This window comes from Rhodanobacter sp. UC4452_H20, assembly GCF_052978205.1.
Genome location: NZ_CM129662.1, coordinates 2,384,405 through 2,400,039, shown reverse-complemented (window position 1 = coordinate 2,400,039; position 15,635 = coordinate 2,384,405). Strand labels below are relative to the sequence as shown.

The following is a 15,635-nucleotide window of genomic DNA, read 5'->3' as shown; positions in this document are numbered from 1 at the left end:
GCGATGCCGGGCTTCCTCATCCATGTCGGCGCCAGCGTGCTCTGCTCGCACGGCGGCCAGGCGCAGGCCACCGCACCGAATCCGCGCGTCACCGTCAGCGGCCAGCCCAGCGTGACGATGCCGGCGCCGTGGCTGGTTGCCGGCTGCGCGCTGCCGCCACCACCGGCGGCGAACGGGCCATGCGTCAGCGCGCAGTTCGTCACCGCCGCCACCCGTGTCGCTTCCAACGGACAGCCGCTGCTGCTCATCGACAGCCAGGCGATCTGCGCGCCGACCGGCACGCCGCTGCTGATCGTCGCCAGCCAGACGCGCGTCACCGCGATGTGAGGGTCCCATCATGAACCTGGACTACCCGTTCCATTTCGACCCCCGCGGCCGCGTCGCGGAAACCGGCGACGACGAGCACGTGCGCGAGATGATCGAGCAACTGCTGTTCACCAGCCCGGGCGAGCGGGTGAACCGGCCCGACTTCGGCAGCGGCCTGCTGCAGCTGGTGTTCGCGCCGAACAGCCCGGAGCTGGCCGCTGCGCTGCAGTTCACCTTGCAAGCGGCGTTGCAGCGCTGGCTGGGCGATGTGATCGACGTGGGCAAGCTCGAAGTCAGCAGCGAGGACGCCACCCTGCGCGTCGACCTCAGCTACACCGTGCGCGCCAGCGGCGACACGCGCAGCGACAGCTTCGTGCGGAGCCTGCCATGAACCGCGCGAACGTCCATGCGAGTCTCGGCACGATCGGCTGCGCGCCGCTGCCGGCCTGCAGCGTGCCGGCGCGGCGCGAGAAGCTGCGGCTGGCCGGCACGCTCAACGGCATCGACTACGTCGAGGTCGGCGACGACGGCGTCAGCCTGTGCGTGCATTTGTTCGGCGAGATCCCGCAAGGTCTCGGCGTGACCAACGTGCGCATCAGCGGCGGCGACCGCATCACCGGGCTGCGCGTGCTCAGCGTGAACCCCGAGCTGGAACCGGACATGCACGATGACGCCTGCCTGCGCATCGTGCTCGACCGCGAAGGCGACCACACCGCGTACTGCCTGTGCCTGGTGGATGCGGCCTCCGGCAATGACCCGGCGAGCTGGCATGCCTATCCCGGCTTCGATCCGCGCTATGCCTGCGTCCCGCTGCACTTCCGCCTGGACTGCGCGAAGACGCTGGACTGCGCCGACGAGACGCCGTGCGTGTCGCCACCGTCGCCCGCGCCGGAGATCAACTACCTCGCCAAGGATTACGCCAGCTTCCGCCAGCTGTTCCTCGACCGCCTCGCGCTGGACATGCCGGCGTGGCAGGAGCGTCACGTGCCGGACCTCGGCATCGCGCTGGTGGAGACGCTGGCGTATACCGCCGACTACCTCAGCTTCTACCAGGACGCGGTCGCCACCGAGGCCTACCTCGGCACCGCGCGCAAGCGCATCTCGGTGCGCCGGCATGCGCGGCTGGTGGATTACCGCATGCACGAGGGCTGCAACGCGCGCGCCTTCGTCACGCTGGCCTCGAGCAACGACCTGAGTCTGGACCTCGCCAACCTGCTGTTGCTGGTGCCGCCGCCGGGGCAGGGCCATCCGCAACCCGGCGTGATCGACGCGATTCAGCTCGACGCGGCGCGTGCGCAGGGTGCGCTGATCTACGAGCCGATGCCGCTGGATGGCATGACCACGTTCGACGTGGTCGCCGCGCACAGCGCGATCCGGCTGCACAACTGGGGCGACGAGCTGTGCTGCCTGCCGCGCGGCAGCACGCGGGCGACCCTGGTCGATGCGCCGCCGCCCCCGACGACGCCACCGGCTGCATCGGCGCCGCCCTCGGCACTCGCGGCAGCGAACGATTCCGCACCGGTTGCCTTGGCTGCCATCGCAACGCAGCGGGCGCTGAAGCTCGCGGTAGGCGACCTGTTGATCTTCGAGGAAGTGTTGGGGCCGCAGACCGGCAATCCGGCCGATGCCGATCCCGCGCATCGGCACGCGGTGCGCCTCACGGACGTCCGGACGTCCGTCGATCCGCTGGACGGCACGCTGCTGCTGGAGGTGGCGTGGGATGCCTGCGACGCGCTGCCGTTCGACCTGTGCCTGTCGGTGCGCACGCCGGCGCCGGACTGCGCGTGGCTGCACGACGTCAGCCTGGCGCGCGGCAACGTGCTGCTGGTCGACCACGGCGAGCACCTGCGCGGGCAGTGCACGTCCAGCGCCATCTGCACGCCGAGCGGTGAGGATGGCGACTATCCCGGCCTCGCCGCCGCGCTCGCCGCGATGCCGGATGCCTGCACGCGCTGCGCCGCGCTGGCCGAGGATTGCTGGCTGGTGCCGGGCGACACGCAGTACGGCTGCTGCCGTTGCGACGACGCGGTGCCCGACGTGCGCCGTCCGCCGTCCGACACCGGCCACGTGCTGCCGGATGCGCCGTTGACCTGGGCCGAGCCGCTGCCGCCGCACGCGCCGGTGTGCAAGCTGCTGGCGCGCGATCCGCGCCTCGCGCTGCCGCAGCTCGTCGTGCATGGCGGCGCCTTGGCCGACTTGCTGGTGGACGGCACGCCCGACCCGCGCTGGCGCTGGTGGCCGCAGTACGACCTGCTGGAAAGTGGCCCGGACGACCGCCACGTCGTGGTCGAGATCGACGACGACGGCGCCGCGCACCTGCGCTTCGGCGACGGAGTGCTCGGTGCACAGCCGCAGGCTGGCGACTTCTTCCGCGCCGCCTCGCGCATCGGCAACGGCCCGGCCGGTAACGTCGGGCGCGACAGCATCGTGTGGCTGGCGCTGAAATCGGGCGTGCTGTCCGCCGACCTGGTGCCGCGCAATCCGCTGCCGGCCAGCGGCGGCACCGCGCCGGAAAGCCTGGCCGAGGTGAAGCTGTACGCGCCCGGCGCATTCCGCGCCAACCCGCTGCGCGCGATCGTCGCCGACGACTACGCGAGTTTCGCCGCGCGCGCATCGGAACTGCAGGGCGCCGCCGCCGCGCTGGAGTGGAGCGGCAGCTGGTACGCCGCCGACGTGGCGCTCGATCCCCTGGGCCGCGAAGACCTGCCGGCGGGCCTGGCGCGGCGCATCCGCGCACAACTGGAGCGCTACCGCCGCATCGGCCACGACGTCGAGGTGCATGCCGCCCGCTACGTGCCGCTGCGCATCGCACTGTTCGTCTGCGTGCGGCCGGATTTCCTCGTCGCCCACGTCGAGGCCGCGCTGCGCGACCGCTTCAGTTCGGGCCTGCGCCGCGACGGCACGCCGGGCTTCTTCCATCCGGACCGGCTCAAGCTGGGCGCGCCGGTGTTCGCCAGCGCACTGCTGGCCGAGGCGCAGGCGATCGCCGGCGTGTCCCACGTCGAGGTGTCGTGCCTGGCGCGCGCCGACGATGCGACCGACAGCGTGCCCGACGACGGCGTGCTGCGGCTGGCCGCGCGCGACATCGCCCGCGTCGACAACGACCCGGATCATCCCAATCACGGCAGCATCCGCTTCACGCTGGGAGGTGGCCGATGAGCTGCTGCAGCGCCTGTGGCAAGCACGCCTGCGCCTGCGGTTGCGGCGCGATCGCCGGTACGCCGTTGCCGCTGGCCAACCGGCCGGGGCTGGACGCGCTGAATTACCGCGTCGGCCGCTACGCCGATTTCCGCGCCACCATGCAAGCCGGCTTGAGCGACGCCGTCCTGCCGGCGCTGGCTGGGCTGCGCACGCGCGCAGCGGACGACCCGGCGATGGCTCTGCTCGACGCCTGGGCGGTGGGTGCCGACGTGCTGAGCTTCTACACCGAGCGCATCGCCAACGAGGCCTACCTGCGCACCGCCACCGAGCGCCGCTCGGTGCTGGAGCTGGCGCGGCTGCTCGACTACCGCCTGCGCCCCGGCGTCGCCGCCAGCGTGTACCTCGCCTATACGGTGGAAAAGGATTCGCCGCCGGTGACCATCCCTGCCGGCGCGCGCGCGCAATCGGTGCCCGCGCCCGGCGAGCAGATGCAGACCTTCGAGACCGCCGAGCCGCTGGATGCGCGCTACGAATGGAACGCGCTCAGGCCGCGGCTGACGCTGCCGCAGGACATCACGCTCGACAACGTGGCCACGCTGGACGCGCTGTGGGTGGCCAGCACGGCCACCGGCCTGAAGCCGAACGATCGGCTGCTGTTCCTGTTCGGGGAACTTCCCGCCTGCGTGCCGGTGGTTCGTCAGGTGCAGTCGATTGAAGTACAGCAGCAGAGCGGGCGCAGCAGGCTGGTGCTGCAGCCGTTCGGCGCATTGCAGGGGCAGATCGTGGCGGCGGCGAAAGTGGCGGTCGCCGCGTTGTCCGGCGGCACGTCATTGCGCGACCGGATCGAAAGGCTCTACCGCGGCTTGCTGCTCGGCGGCGGCGACGTCGGCAGCGTCAACCGTCTGCTGGGAAGCTTCGGCCTGGAGGTGGGGAATCTTGCCGGTGGCCCGGCGCCGGCGCAGGCGTTCCTGCTGGCCGTGGTGAAGGCGTTTGGCGGCGACGGCGCCGTCAGCCCGCCGCCGGCGGGCGGCTTCGGTGCGCTGTTCGGCGCGTTGACGCGGCAAGCCACGCTGCAGCCGGCCAACAGCTTGCGCCTGCAACGCAGCGTCGCCGCGGCGCTGGGCAAGGCCAGCGATGCGCGGCCGCAACTGCTGCTGAAATTCGCGCCGCAGCTGCATGACACCTTCTACCGTGCCTGGGCCAGCATGCCGCAGGGCGAGCCTTCGCCGGCCCTGAACGGCGTGTACGCGCTGCGCCTGGCCGCGCCGCTGTTCGGCTACAACGCGCCGCGCATCATGGGGCTGGGACTGAATGACGACCCCGCCACCAAGGGCACCGTGCCCTACGTCTCCAGGCCCGACGGCGACTGGGATGCCATCGCGGACGGCGGCGAGGAGGACGACCTCGTGCAGCTCGACAACGCCTACGACGGCGTGCAGGCGGGCAGCTTCCTGCTGATCCAGTCGGGGCGCTACGGGCCGCCGGTCGTCGCGCAGGCCAGGCGCGTACAGGTGCATCCGCGCAGTGCCTACGGCATCAGCGGCAAGACCACCGGGATCGAATTGGTCAAGCCGGATGCGGACACGTCCGTGTGGCAGGCGCCGAGCATGTCGACCCTGCGTGCCACGCAGGTCCACGCACAAAGCGAGTCGTTGCCGCTGGCCGAGCTGGTGATCGGCGACGAGGTCGGCGCGCTCGTCGCCGACGGCAGCCCGCGCAGCACCGGCGACAGCGCCACCCGGCTCACTCTCGATGGCGCCGTCGACGGCCTCGAGGCCGGCCGCTGGGTGATCGTCGAGGGCCGCCGCAGCGACGTGCCGGGCACCGACGCGGTAAGCGCCGCCGAGCTGGTGATGCTGTCCGCAGTGGAGCAGGGCGTGGACGCGAACCTGCCCGGCGACACCGTGCACAGCACCCTGGTGTTCGCCAACGCGGGGCTGGCCTATCGCTACGCGCGCGACAGCATGACGGTGCGCGCCAACGTAGTGCGCGCCACCCACGGCGAGAGCCGCCGCGAGGTGCTGGGCAGCGGCAGCGGCGCGGCGTCGATGCAGGCCTTCGTGCTGAAGCAGCCGCCGCTGACCTGGGTGTCGGCGGCCACGGTGGATGGCGTGCAGAGCACGCTCACGCTGCGCGTCAACGACCTGCAATGGCACGAGACGCGCAACCTCGCCTTCGTCGGCGCGAACGACCGCCGCTTCGTCACCGCCACCGACGACGACGGCAGGACCATCGTGCAGTTCGGCGACGGCGTGCACGGCGCGCGCCTGCCCACCGGCATCGAGAACGTCGTCGCAACGTACCGCAACGGCATCGGCGCGCCGGGCAACGTACGCGCGGGGCAGGTCAGCCTGCTGGCGACGCGGCCGCTGGGCGTGAAGGAGGTGATCAACCCGCTGCGCGCCTCCGGCGGCGCCGACGCGGAGACGCGCGACCAGGCGCGCCGCAACGTGCCGCTGGCAGTGCTGGCGCTGGACCGGCTGGTCTCGGTGGCGGACTACGCCGACTTCGCACGCACGTTCGGCGGCGTCGGCAAGGCGGCGGCAGTCAAGCTGGGCAACCTGGTGCAGGTGACCATTGCCGGCGCCGCCGATGCGCCGATCAATGCTACCTCCGATCTTTGCCGCAACCTGCTGCAGGCGCTGCGGCGCTACGGCGATCCGTCGCTGCCGGTGCGGCTGGGCGTGCGCGAGCTGCTGGCGCTGACCGTGAGCGCGAAGGTGGGGCTGCTGCCCGATTTCGCCTGGGAGTCGGTCGAGCCGGCGCTGCGTGCGGCGCTGCTGGATGCGTTCGGCTTCGAGCGGCGCGCGCTGGCGCAGAGCGTCTACCTCAGCGAACTGGTCGCCTGCGTGCAGGCCGTGCGCGGCGTGGCCTGGGTGGACGTGGATGCGTTCGGCAGTCTCGACGAGGCCACCTTGCTGGCCGGCTTCGGTGTGGGCGGCGACAACGGCAAGGCGGGCGACACGACCGCGCTGGCGTCACATGCCGCCTCGACAGCCAGCACGGTGCCGCCGCGCGTGCCGGTGCGGCCGGCCCGCTACGACGAGCACGGCATGTTGCGTCCGGCGCAGCTCGCCTATCTGCCGCCGAACGTTCCCGACACCTTGCTGCTGCAGGAGGCCACGCCATGAGCGCGCGTCCCGATCGCCTGTACGACCTGCTGCCGGTGGTCTACCGCATGCGCGACGCGGAGCAGGGCTGGCCGCTGCGCGACTTCCTGCGCGTGCTGACGCGCCAGGCCGACGTGCTGGAGCAGGACATCGCGCGGCTGTACGACAACGCCTTCATCGAGACCTGCGACGACTGGGTGGTGCCGTACATCGGCGACCTGCTCGGTTATACGTTGCTGCCGGAAGCGGCCACGCTGGGTGAGGACGGGTGCCGCGACGCCCGCCTCGGCCGCGTGCTGGCGCCGCGCGCCGACGTGGCCAACACGATCGACGCGCGGCGGCGCAAGGGCACGCTGTCGCTGCTGGAAGACCTGTCGCGCGATGCCGCCGGCTGGCCGGCGCGTGCGGTGGAGTTCTATCGCCGGCTCGGCTGGATGCAGCATCTCGACCACCAGCATCCACACCGCGGCGGCACCGCCGACCTGCGCGATCCGGGCCGGCTGCAACGCATCGGCTGGGTCGACGGCGCGTTCGATCCGTTTGCGCACAGCGTGGACGTGCGGCGCCTGGGCAGCGCGCAGCGGCGCGGCCGCCACAACGTCCCTGCGGTGGGCGTGTTCGCCTGTCGCCTGCGCAGCTATCCGGTGACGTGCACGCCGGCGTACTGCATCGAGGAGCGCGGCCCGCAGTGTTTCAGCTTCAGCGTGCTGGGCAACGACACGCCGCTGTTCCAGCGTCCGGTCGCGGAAACCGAACCCACGCACATCGCCGACGAGCGCAACCTGCCATTGCCGCTGCGCCGCTGGCAGTTCGCCGAACGCGGCCCGCTGGCCGATTACGCCAGCGTGTCGGCCGAACTCTACGGCGAGGGACGCAGCGTGGAAGTGTGGGCGCCGGACTGGCCGGCGAAAGGCCAGGGTGTGCCGGTGCCGCGTGAGCTGCTGGTACCGGCCGACCTGTCCGGCTGGCGCGGGCAGGTGAAGCGCGGGCGCGTGGCGGTCGACCCCGAGTGCGGCCGCCTGCTGTTTCCTGCCAACCAGCGGCCGAAGCGCGGCGTATGGGTGAGCTACCAGTACGGCTTCGCTGGCGATCTCGGCGGCGGCGAATACGCGCGGGTCACGCCGGAGCTGGAAGGCGCCACGCGCTACGTGGTGCACGCCGCGCGGCGGGATCGCGCGGCGAACGTCGGCTGGCCGGCCGGCCACTTCGGCAGCATCGCCGACGCCTTGGCGGCGTGGGCCGCAGCCAAGGCGGCCACGCCGGTGTTGCGCGCGCTGGTGATCGAGCTGGCGGAGAGCGGCGTGTACGAAGGCAGCGTCGAACTGCAGCTCGACGCCGGCGAGGCGATCCAGCTGCGTGCGGCCGAACGCACGCGGCCGGTGCTGCGCCTGCTCGACGTGCGTGCCAGCCAGCCGGACGCGCTCAGCGTCAGCGGTCGCGCCGGCAGCCGAGTGCTGCTGGACGGCTTGCTGATCGTGGGCCGCGGCATCGAGGTGCACGGGCCGGACGAGGAATCCGCTGCTGGCGGCGACCTGTGCGAGCTGCTGATCCGCCACTGCACGCTGGTGCCGGGCTGGGCGCTGCACTGCGACTGCGACCCCAAGCGCCCGGGCGAACCCAGCGTCACGCTCGACGGCACGCGCGCGGCGCTGCGTGTCGAGCACAGCATCCTCGGCGCGATCATGGTGATCAGCCCCGAGCGCCGCGGCGAGCCGCCGCCGCTGGAACTGTGCGACAGCATCCTCGACGCCACCGGCATGGAGCGCGTGGCGCTGGGTGCGCCGGACGAGGCGGTGGCGTACGTCGAGGCCAGCTTCCGCCGCTGCACGGTGATCGGCGAAGTGCAGGCGCATGGCATCGCATTGGCCGAGGACTCGATCTTCGCCGGTCCGCTGCGCGTGCTGCGCCGGCAGCAGGGCTGCGTGCGCTTCTGCCACGTGGCGGACGGTTCGCGCACGCCGCGTCGCTTCCATTGCCAGCCCGATCTGGCGCTGGCCGCGGTGGCGCCGGAGCAGCGCGTGCACGAACGGCTGCGCCTGGTGCCGCAGTTCCGCAGCTGGCGCTACGGCACGCCGCACTACCTGCGCCTGGCCGACGGCTGCTGCGCGGAGATCCGCCGCGGCGCGTCCGACCGTTCGGCGATGGGCGTCTGGCACGACCTGTACGAGCCGCAGCGCGAGGCGAACCTCGCGGCGCGGCTGGCCGAATACGTTCCGGCGGGCACGGACGCCGGCATTCTTTTCGCGAGTTAGGAGATCGACATGAAAGGCGACTTCGCACGCGTCAGCTTCGACCCGACCCTGCATTACAGCCAGGTGTTCCAGCAGCAGGGACGCGTGCTGCTGGAGGCGGACTGGAACGAACAGGCGCACATCCAGCTGCACCTGCTGCGCAGCCTGGTGCGCGACCTGGTCGGCCCGTGCTGGGCGGCGGGTGGCGGCTTCGCCATCACCGACAGCACCACCAAGGCCGATGGCAGCAGCAAGCCGTTGCCGCTGACCGACTGGCAGCTGGCGCCGGGGCATTTCTACGTCGACGGCATCCTGTGCGTGAACGAGGCCGCGTGCACGCTGGCGCAGCAACCGAACGCGCCGACCCCCGACTATGGTGTGGCCGACGGGAAGAGCGGTTTCGAGAATCCGCCGGCGGGTTTTGCGCTGTGGCTGGACGTGTGGGAGCGGCACCTGTGCGCGGTGGAAGCGCCGCGCATCGCCGACGTGGCGCTGGACGGCGTCGACACCGCGTCGCGCGCGCAGGTGGTATGGCAGCTGCGCCTGCTCGACCAGCCGTGGGCGCAGCAGCAGCTCGACGACGTCACCGCGGCACTGAAGACGCGCCAGCAGGCCGCCGGCAGTTCTGCCGACGCCGCCGCGATCAAGCAGCAGCTCGCCGAGGTGGCGCAGTTGCGCAAGGGTCTCGACGGCGGCAACCAGACCAACGCCTCGCCCTGCGCGTTGCTGCGCCAGCTGCTCGGCGCGCGTGCGGCGTACGCGTTGCCGCGATTGCGCGCGGAGCTGGCTCCGCAGGAGTCCGATGACGATCCCTGCGTGATCGCCGCCGACGCGCGCTACCGCGGCTGCGAGAACCAGCTGTACCGGGTCGAGATCCACCAGGGTGGGCCGGCCGGCACGGCCAGCTTCAAGTGGTCGCGCGAGAACGGCTCGGTGGTGTTTCCGGTCATGCGCAGCGACCTCGGCGCGGCGGCCGATGACGGCAGTGCGCCGCTCACGGTGACGCTGGCCCGGCTCGGTCGCGATGCCCGGCTCGGGCTGGCGGCGAACGACTGGGTGGAGCTGGTCGACGACCGCTACACGCTGGGGCAACGCGCGTATCCGCTGCTGCAGGTGATCGCGATCGACCTGGCAAGCTGCAGCGTCACCCTGAATGTGCCGAAGAACACCACGCCGTGGCCGCTGGACGACGACCCGCGCCGGCATCCGCTGCTGCGCCGCTGGGACCAGCACGATGCGGTGAGTGCGCAAGGCGTGCTGGCCGTGGCCGAGGGCGCGCCGATCGCGCTGGAGGACGGCATCCAGGTCAGCTTCGAACAGGGCGGGTTGTATGCCACCGGCGACTACTGGCTGATTCCCGCGCGGGTGGCCGGCAACGGCCAGCTCGACTGGCCGATGACGGGTACGGCGCCCGCCGCGCTGCCGCCGCGCGGATTGCATCACCACGCGGTGCTCGGCGTCAGCGGCGACAACGGCGGCTACGACGAATGCTGCTGCCGCTTCGACAGCCTGTGCGAGATGCTGCGTGCCTCGACCAAGGCCACGCCCGGCACGACTACGCACACGTTGTTCGCCGCGCCCACGGCCGGCGCGGCCAAGTCCACGGTGGCGGGTGGTGCCAGGCGCAAGCGAGCCCGCAAGCCGGTGAAACCCGCCGGCCCGGCCTGAGCATCGTCGTGCCGATGTCTTTTCCGCCCGAGAACATCAAAGAGGAAACGGCCCCATGGATCCGCTGACCGCCCCCTACTTCCCGATCATCTACGTCCGCGGCTACGCGATGACGGCGAACGAGATCGCCGACACCGTCGCCACGCCGTACATGGGCTTCAATCTCGGCTCCACCAAGGTGCGCCAGGCCTGGGACGGCACCGTGCGGCGCCACGTGTTCGAATCGCCGCTGGTGCGGCTGATGAAGGACTACGGCTACCGCGACACCTACACCGATGGCAGCGAGATCGACGGCGAGCTGCCGGCGCGCAGCGTGGTGATCTACCGTTACTACGAAACGGCCGATACCGACCTTGGCGACGGCAAGGTGCTGTCGATCGTCGAGGCCGCCACCGGCCTGCGCGACCTGATCCGCAAGTTGCGCGACCAGGTTTGCGGCGCCGACGCGGCGCGGAAGAAGGCATTCCGCGTGTACCTGGTCGCCCATTCGATGGGTGGACTGGTATGCCGCAGCTTCCTGCAGAACGACAAGATCAGCACCGGCGCCGACCGTGCCATGGTCGACAAGGTGTTCACCTACGCCACGCCGCACAACGGCATCGAGATGGCCGGCTTCAACGTGCCGGCGGTGCTCGGCCTGTGGGACATGAACAACTTCAACCGCAAGACCATGGCCGGCTACCTCGGCCTGAAGGGCACGCCGGAGCGCGTGGACACGCTGGACGGCAAGTTCGATCCGCAGCAGTTTTTCTGCTTTGTCGGCACCAATCACCGCGACTACGAAGCCGCGCTCGGCGTGTCGCGCAAGCTGGCCGGCGAGATGAGCGACGGCCTGGTGAAGATCGAGAACGCCACCGTGAGCGGCGCGCCGCGCGCGTTCGCCTACCGCAGCCACAGCGGCGTGTACGGCGTGGTCAATTCCGAGGAGGGCTACCAGAACCTGGTGCGCTTCCTGTTCGGCGACATGCGCGTGGACGGCACGCTGGAGGCCGACGCGCTGCCGCTGCCGGCCTCGGTGCAGAAAGCCAAGGACGACGGCAAGCAGGTGCGCGCCTCGTACTATTTCGAGGCCACCGTGGCGCCGCGCGGCACCAACAGCTACCGCCTGACCGAGCGCCGCCGCGACACTTTCAGCGCGGTGCTGCGCAGCTTCGACGAACTGCTGCGCCCGGCCAACGCCGGGCTGGACGCACCGCGCTCGCCGGTGCTGTTCTCGGCCTTCCTCGACACCAGCAAGATCACCTCCGGCAAGACCGTCGTGTTCAGCGTGGAGCTGACCGTATCGACCACCGGCTACACCATCGACAACAAACTGTGGCTGGACAAGCACGTCGAAGGCGAATACCTGTTCCGCGACACGCTGGTGGTGCGTGCCACGCAGACCGACGAAGGCTGGAACCTGCGCTACCTGCTCGTCGACGAGCAGTCCAGCGAGAGCCTGGGCACCCTGGTCGAGCCGCAGGACGACGGGGGTTACCTCATTCCGCTGTCGTCGCAGAAAGGCTTCCAGGGGCGATTGCGCCTGGTGGTGTCGATGACGCGCGGAAAGGCGTAGCCGCCGCCATGCGGCCCGGCTGCCGCCAGTGCGGGCGGCGGCAGCACGTACACTACGCGCATGAACGATTCCGCCGCCGCCTCGCCGTGGCACTTCAGCGTCGCGCCCATGATGGACTGGACCGACCGCCACTGCCGCTACTTCCACCGGCTGCTGTCGCCGCGTGCGCGGCTGTACACCGAGATGGTGACCAGCGCCGCGCTGGTGCGCGGCAAGCAGCTGCGCCTGCTCGAACACAGCCAGCAGGAACATCCGCTGGCGTTGCAGCTGGGCGGCAGCGAGCCGCAGGAACTGGCACAGGCGGCGCGCTTCGGCGCCGAGGCCGGCTACGACGAGATCAACCTCAACGTCGGTTGCCCCTCCGACCGGGTGCAGTCGGGCCGCTTCGGCGCCTGCCTGATGCGCGAACCGGCCCTGGTCGGCGAGTGCGTGAAGGCGATGCGCGATGCGGTCGAGGTGCCGGTGACGGTGAAGTGCCGCATCGGCGTGGACGACCAGGATGACTACGCAGGCCTGCAGCACTTCACCGAGACCATGCTGGAGGCGGGCGTGCGCGTGCTGGTGGTGCACGCGCGCAAGGCCTGGCTCAAGGGCCTGTCGCCGAAGGAGAACCGCGAGATCCCGCCGCTGGACTACGAGCGCGTGTACCGGCTCAAGCGCGAGTTTCCCGAGCTCGTGGTGGTGGTCAACGGGGGCATCACCACGGTCGAGCAGGTGCGTACCCACCTGGCCCGGCTGGATGGGGTGATGCTGGGCCGTGCGGCATACCACGATCCGTACCTGCTGGCGCAGATCGAGCACGCGCTGCACGGCGAGCCGCTGCCTACCCGGGAAAGCGTGCTGCAGCGCCTGCGGCCCTACATCGAGGCCGAGCTGGCGCGCGGCACCGCGTTCAAGCACATCAGCCGCCACCTGCTGGGCCTTTACCAGGGCGAGCCTGGCGCGCGCGCATTCCGCCGCGCGCTCAGCGAGGGCGCGCATCTGCCCGGGGCAGGCTGGGCATTGCTCCAGCAGGCCATGGCGCCGTGCGCGGCGGCAGCGTGACAGGCGCGCCCCGTCCGGCCAGTATTCAGGCCTGACCTCTTAGGCTGGGCGTTCGCTCAACGCCGGACAGGATATTCACGCATGATCAGGTACAAGAGCATGCTGCTGGCCGCCCTGATCCCGTTCGGGGGCGTGGCGGCGGCGCAGACGGGCAAGCCGGCGGTGACGCTGGATCAGGCGGTGCTCCAGGTGCAGCAGGAAACCGGTGGCAAGGTGTTGTCGGCGGAATCGCGCGGTGTCGGCCGCCGGATGGAGTACCGCATCAAGGTGCTCACCCCGAACGGCCACGTGAAGGTGATGGCGATTTCCTCCGAAGCGAGCAAGAATCCGGGGTCGGCCCAGTCGACCAAGAACCCGCCCGGGCGGAATGCGGGCAGCAAGGAGAAACATTGATATGCGCATCCTGTTGGTGGAAGACGAGGCGCCGTTGCGCGAGACGCTGGCGGCCCGGCTGAAACGCGACGGCTTTGCCGTCGATGCGGCGCAGGACGGCGAGGAGGGCATCTATCTCGGCCGCGAGGTGCCATTCGACCTGGCCATCATCGACCTGGGCCTGCCCAAGATGTCCGGCATGGACCTGGTCAAGGCGCTGCGCGAGGCGGGTCAGCGCTATCCGATCCTGATCCTCACCGCGCGCGGCAGCTGGCAGGACAAGGTCGAGGGACTGAAGTACGGCGCCGACGACTACCTGGTCAAGCCGTTCCACGTCGAGGAGCTGCTGGCGCGCATCAACGCGCTGGTGCGCCGGGCCAGCGGCTGGTCCAAGCCGATCCTGGCCTGCGGGGTGATCAAGCTCGACACCACCGCGCAGACGGTGACGGTGGAGGGCAAGCTGGTCGACCTCACCAGCTACGAGTACAAGGTGCTCGAATACCTGATGCTGCACGCGGGCGAACTGGTCTCCAAGGCCGACCTCACCGAGCATATCTACCAGCAGGATTTCGACCGCGACTCCAACGTGCTGGAAGTCTTCATCGGCCGCCTGCGCCGCAAGCTCGATCCGGAAGGCACCCTGAAACCCATCGAGACGGTACGTGGACGCGGATACCGCTTTGCCATCCCGCGCACCGACGGCGACGACGAATGAGCCATCGCCCGCGCGCCGCCCGCTGTCGCTGGCGGCGCGCGCGGCGATCGCCACCGGATTCGTGCTGGCCGGCTTCCTCGGCCTGGTCGGCCTGACCCTGTCGCAGGCGAACAAGGAGCGTGCGCTGAGCGCGCTGCACGACCGCCTGCAGAACTTCGCGATCGCCTACATCACCAACTTCGACGTCAACCGCTACGGCCGCATCCTGTCGCCGGACACCTCGCCGGATCCGAATTTCTCGCGCCCGGGTTCCGGCCTCTACGCGGTGGCGGTGGGCGACAAGGACTTCCGCTGGGAGTCACCCTCCGCGATCGGCCGTGACTTCAGTTTCCTGGTGCCGCTGGAGCCGGGCGCCAGCCGCTTCGTCGGCCCGATCGACACGCGCATGGGTCGCCTCTACTACTACAGCTACGGCGTGGCCTGGGACACCGAGGCGGGCAAGTCGGTGCGCTTCACCGTGATGGTGGCGCAGACCGAGGATCAGCTCGAGGGCGGCAACATGGCCTACCGGCGCGCGCTGGTGATCTGGCTGTCGATCCTGGGCGTGATGCTGATGGTGCTCCAGCTATTGCTGCTGCGCTGGAGCCTCACCCCGCTGCGCAAGGTGGCCAGCGACATGAGCCGGGTCGAGCGCGGCGACAGCGAGCAGCTGGACAGCCAGTACCCGCTGGAACTGACCGGCCTGACCGAGCGCATCAACGCCTTCATCACCAACGAGCGCGAGCAGCGCACGCGCTACCGGCACACGCTGGCGGATCTCGCGCACAGCCTGAAGACGCCGCTGGCGGTAATCCGCTCGCAACTGGAATCCACCACCGGCGAGGTGCTGGCCGGACGCAGCACGGCGGTGCTCGATCAGGTGCGCCGGATGGACGAACTGGTCGCCTATCAACTGGCCCGCGCGGCCACCTCTGGCCGGCAGACTTTCGCCAGCGCGGTGCCGATCGCGGGCGCGGCCGAGGATCTGGTGCAGGGTCTGGAGAAGGTCTACGCGGCCAAGAACGTGTTGTGCGAGTTCGACATCGGCGAGGGCGCGGCGTTCTACGGCGAGCAGGGCGACCTGCTCGAACTGCTCGGCAACCTGCTGGAGAATGCCTTCAAGTGGGCCTCCCACCGCGTGTTGCTGGAGGTCAAGGCGCAACCGGAGCACGGGCGCAAGCGGCCGGGCCTCTACATCAGCGTGGAAGATGACGGCCCCGGCATCGCCGAGGACAAGATCGAGAAAGTCCTGCAGCGCGGCGTGCGCGGCGACGAGCGCGTGCAGGGCCACGGCATCGGCCTGTCGATCGTGCAGGACATCGTGCACGCCTACCAGGGCGAACTGGTGGTCGACCGCTCGCCGGAACTCGGCGGCGCACGCTTCAGCGTGCGGCTGGCGGCGAGCTGAGCCGCCGCGCCGGGCTGCCGGAAAGCTGGAGAATCTGACAGACCCGTCCCGGAATTCGCGGTAGGCTCGACGAACCGCCCAAGGCCTGGCGCAGGATGCCGGCGAT

Annotated in this window: 11 protein-coding genes; all 11 read left to right on the top strand. The window is 70.6% G+C overall.

Annotated features, from left to right (window positions below; genetic code table 11):
* Positions 1-3: 3 nt before the first annotated feature.
* The 11 genes from ACVCMC_RS11325 (at position 4) to ACVCMC_RS11275 (ending at position 15,529) form a co-directional block, all read left to right on the top strand.
* On the top strand, positions 4-327 hold the full coding sequence (locus ACVCMC_RS11325; protein WP_447097362.1) for a hypothetical protein: 324 nt from the start codon (positions 4-6) through the stop codon (positions 325-327).
* A 10-nt stretch (positions 328-337) separates the two neighbouring features.
* The gene (locus ACVCMC_RS11320; protein WP_447097361.1) at positions 338-697 is read left to right on the top strand and encodes a GPW/gp25 family protein; all 360 of its coding nucleotides are present in this window, start codon (positions 338-340) and stop codon (positions 695-697) included.
* Positions 694-3,465 (top strand): putative baseplate assembly protein, encoded by a 2,772-nt coding sequence (locus ACVCMC_RS11315; RefSeq protein WP_447097360.1) that lies wholly within the window; start codon positions 694-696, stop codon positions 3,463-3,465. The genes ACVCMC_RS11320 and ACVCMC_RS11315 overlap by 4 nt, the downstream gene beginning before the upstream one ends.
* Complete coding sequence (locus ACVCMC_RS11310; RefSeq protein ID WP_447097359.1) at positions 3,462-6,578, top strand: putative baseplate assembly protein; 3,117 nt, start codon at positions 3,462-3,464, stop codon at positions 6,576-6,578. Before ACVCMC_RS11315 ends, ACVCMC_RS11310 begins: the two co-directional genes overlap by 4 nt.
* A complete protein-coding gene (locus ACVCMC_RS11305) occupies positions 6,575-8,809 on the top strand; it encodes a hypothetical protein (RefSeq protein WP_447097358.1) in 2,235 nt (744 codons plus the stop codon). Before ACVCMC_RS11310 ends, ACVCMC_RS11305 begins: the two co-directional genes overlap by 4 nt.
* A gap of 9 nt (positions 8,810-8,818) precedes the next feature.
* Positions 8,819-10,456 (top strand): DUF6519 domain-containing protein, encoded by a 1,638-nt coding sequence (locus tag ACVCMC_RS11300; protein WP_447097357.1) that lies wholly within the window; start codon positions 8,819-8,821, stop codon positions 10,454-10,456.
* 55 nt (positions 10,457-10,511) lie between these two features.
* Positions 10,512-12,011 carry an esterase/lipase family protein gene (locus ACVCMC_RS11295; protein WP_447097356.1) on the top strand — a complete coding sequence of 500 codons (1,500 nt, stop codon included), beginning with the start codon at positions 10,512-10,514 and terminating at the stop codon, positions 12,009-12,011.
* Between the two features lie 60 nt (positions 12,012-12,071).
* Positions 12,072-13,055 (top strand): tRNA dihydrouridine(20/20a) synthase DusA, encoded by a 984-nt coding sequence (dusA, locus tag ACVCMC_RS11290; RefSeq protein WP_447097355.1) that lies wholly within the window; start codon positions 12,072-12,074, stop codon positions 13,053-13,055.
* An 81-nt stretch (positions 13,056-13,136) separates the two neighbouring features.
* The gene (locus tag ACVCMC_RS11285; RefSeq protein ID WP_298851460.1) at positions 13,137-13,448 is read left to right on the top strand and encodes a PepSY domain-containing protein; all 312 of its coding nucleotides are present in this window, start codon (positions 13,137-13,139) and stop codon (positions 13,446-13,448) included.
* A 1-nt stretch (position 13,449) separates the two neighbouring features.
* Positions 13,450-14,142 (top strand): response regulator transcription factor, encoded by a 693-nt coding sequence (locus tag ACVCMC_RS11280; RefSeq protein WP_136259750.1) that lies wholly within the window; start codon positions 13,450-13,452, stop codon positions 14,140-14,142.
* Positions 14,108-15,529, top strand: coding sequence for an ATP-binding protein (locus ACVCMC_RS11275; protein ID WP_395121329.1), 1,422 nt, complete (start codon positions 14,108-14,110; stop codon positions 15,527-15,529). Before ACVCMC_RS11280 ends, ACVCMC_RS11275 begins: the two co-directional genes overlap by 35 nt.
* The last annotated feature ends 106 nt before the right edge of the window (positions 15,530-15,635 follow it).

Bases quoted from the DNA above. Each gene is read 5' to 3' on its own strand.
- ACVCMC_RS11320 (WP_447097361.1), top strand. From the start codon at position 338: ATGAACCTGGACTACCCGTTCCATTTCGACCCCCGCGGCCGCGTCGCG.
- ACVCMC_RS11285 (WP_298851460.1), top strand. From the start codon at position 13,137: ATGATCAGGTACAAGAGCATGCTGCTGGCCGCCCTGATCCCGTTCGGG.
- ACVCMC_RS11305 (WP_447097358.1), top strand. From the start codon at position 6,575: ATGAGCGCGCGTCCCGATCGCCTGTACGACCTGCTGCCGGTGGTCTAC.
- ACVCMC_RS11295 (WP_447097356.1), top strand. From the start codon at position 10,512: ATGGATCCGCTGACCGCCCCCTACTTCCCGATCATCTACGTCCGCGGC.
- dusA (WP_447097355.1), top strand. From the start codon at position 12,072: ATGAACGATTCCGCCGCCGCCTCGCCGTGGCACTTCAGCGTCGCGCCC.
- ACVCMC_RS11325 (WP_447097362.1), top strand. From the start codon at position 4: ATGCCGGGCTTCCTCATCCATGTCGGCGCCAGCGTGCTCTGCTCGCAC.
- ACVCMC_RS11310 (WP_447097359.1), top strand. From the start codon at position 3,462: ATGAGCTGCTGCAGCGCCTGTGGCAAGCACGCCTGCGCCTGCGGTTGC.
- ACVCMC_RS11315 (WP_447097360.1), top strand. From the start codon at position 694: ATGAACCGCGCGAACGTCCATGCGAGTCTCGGCACGATCGGCTGCGCG.
- ACVCMC_RS11280 (WP_136259750.1), top strand. From the start codon at position 13,450: ATGCGCATCCTGTTGGTGGAAGACGAGGCGCCGTTGCGCGAGACGCTG.
- ACVCMC_RS11300 (WP_447097357.1), top strand. From the start codon at position 8,819: ATGAAAGGCGACTTCGCACGCGTCAGCTTCGACCCGACCCTGCATTAC.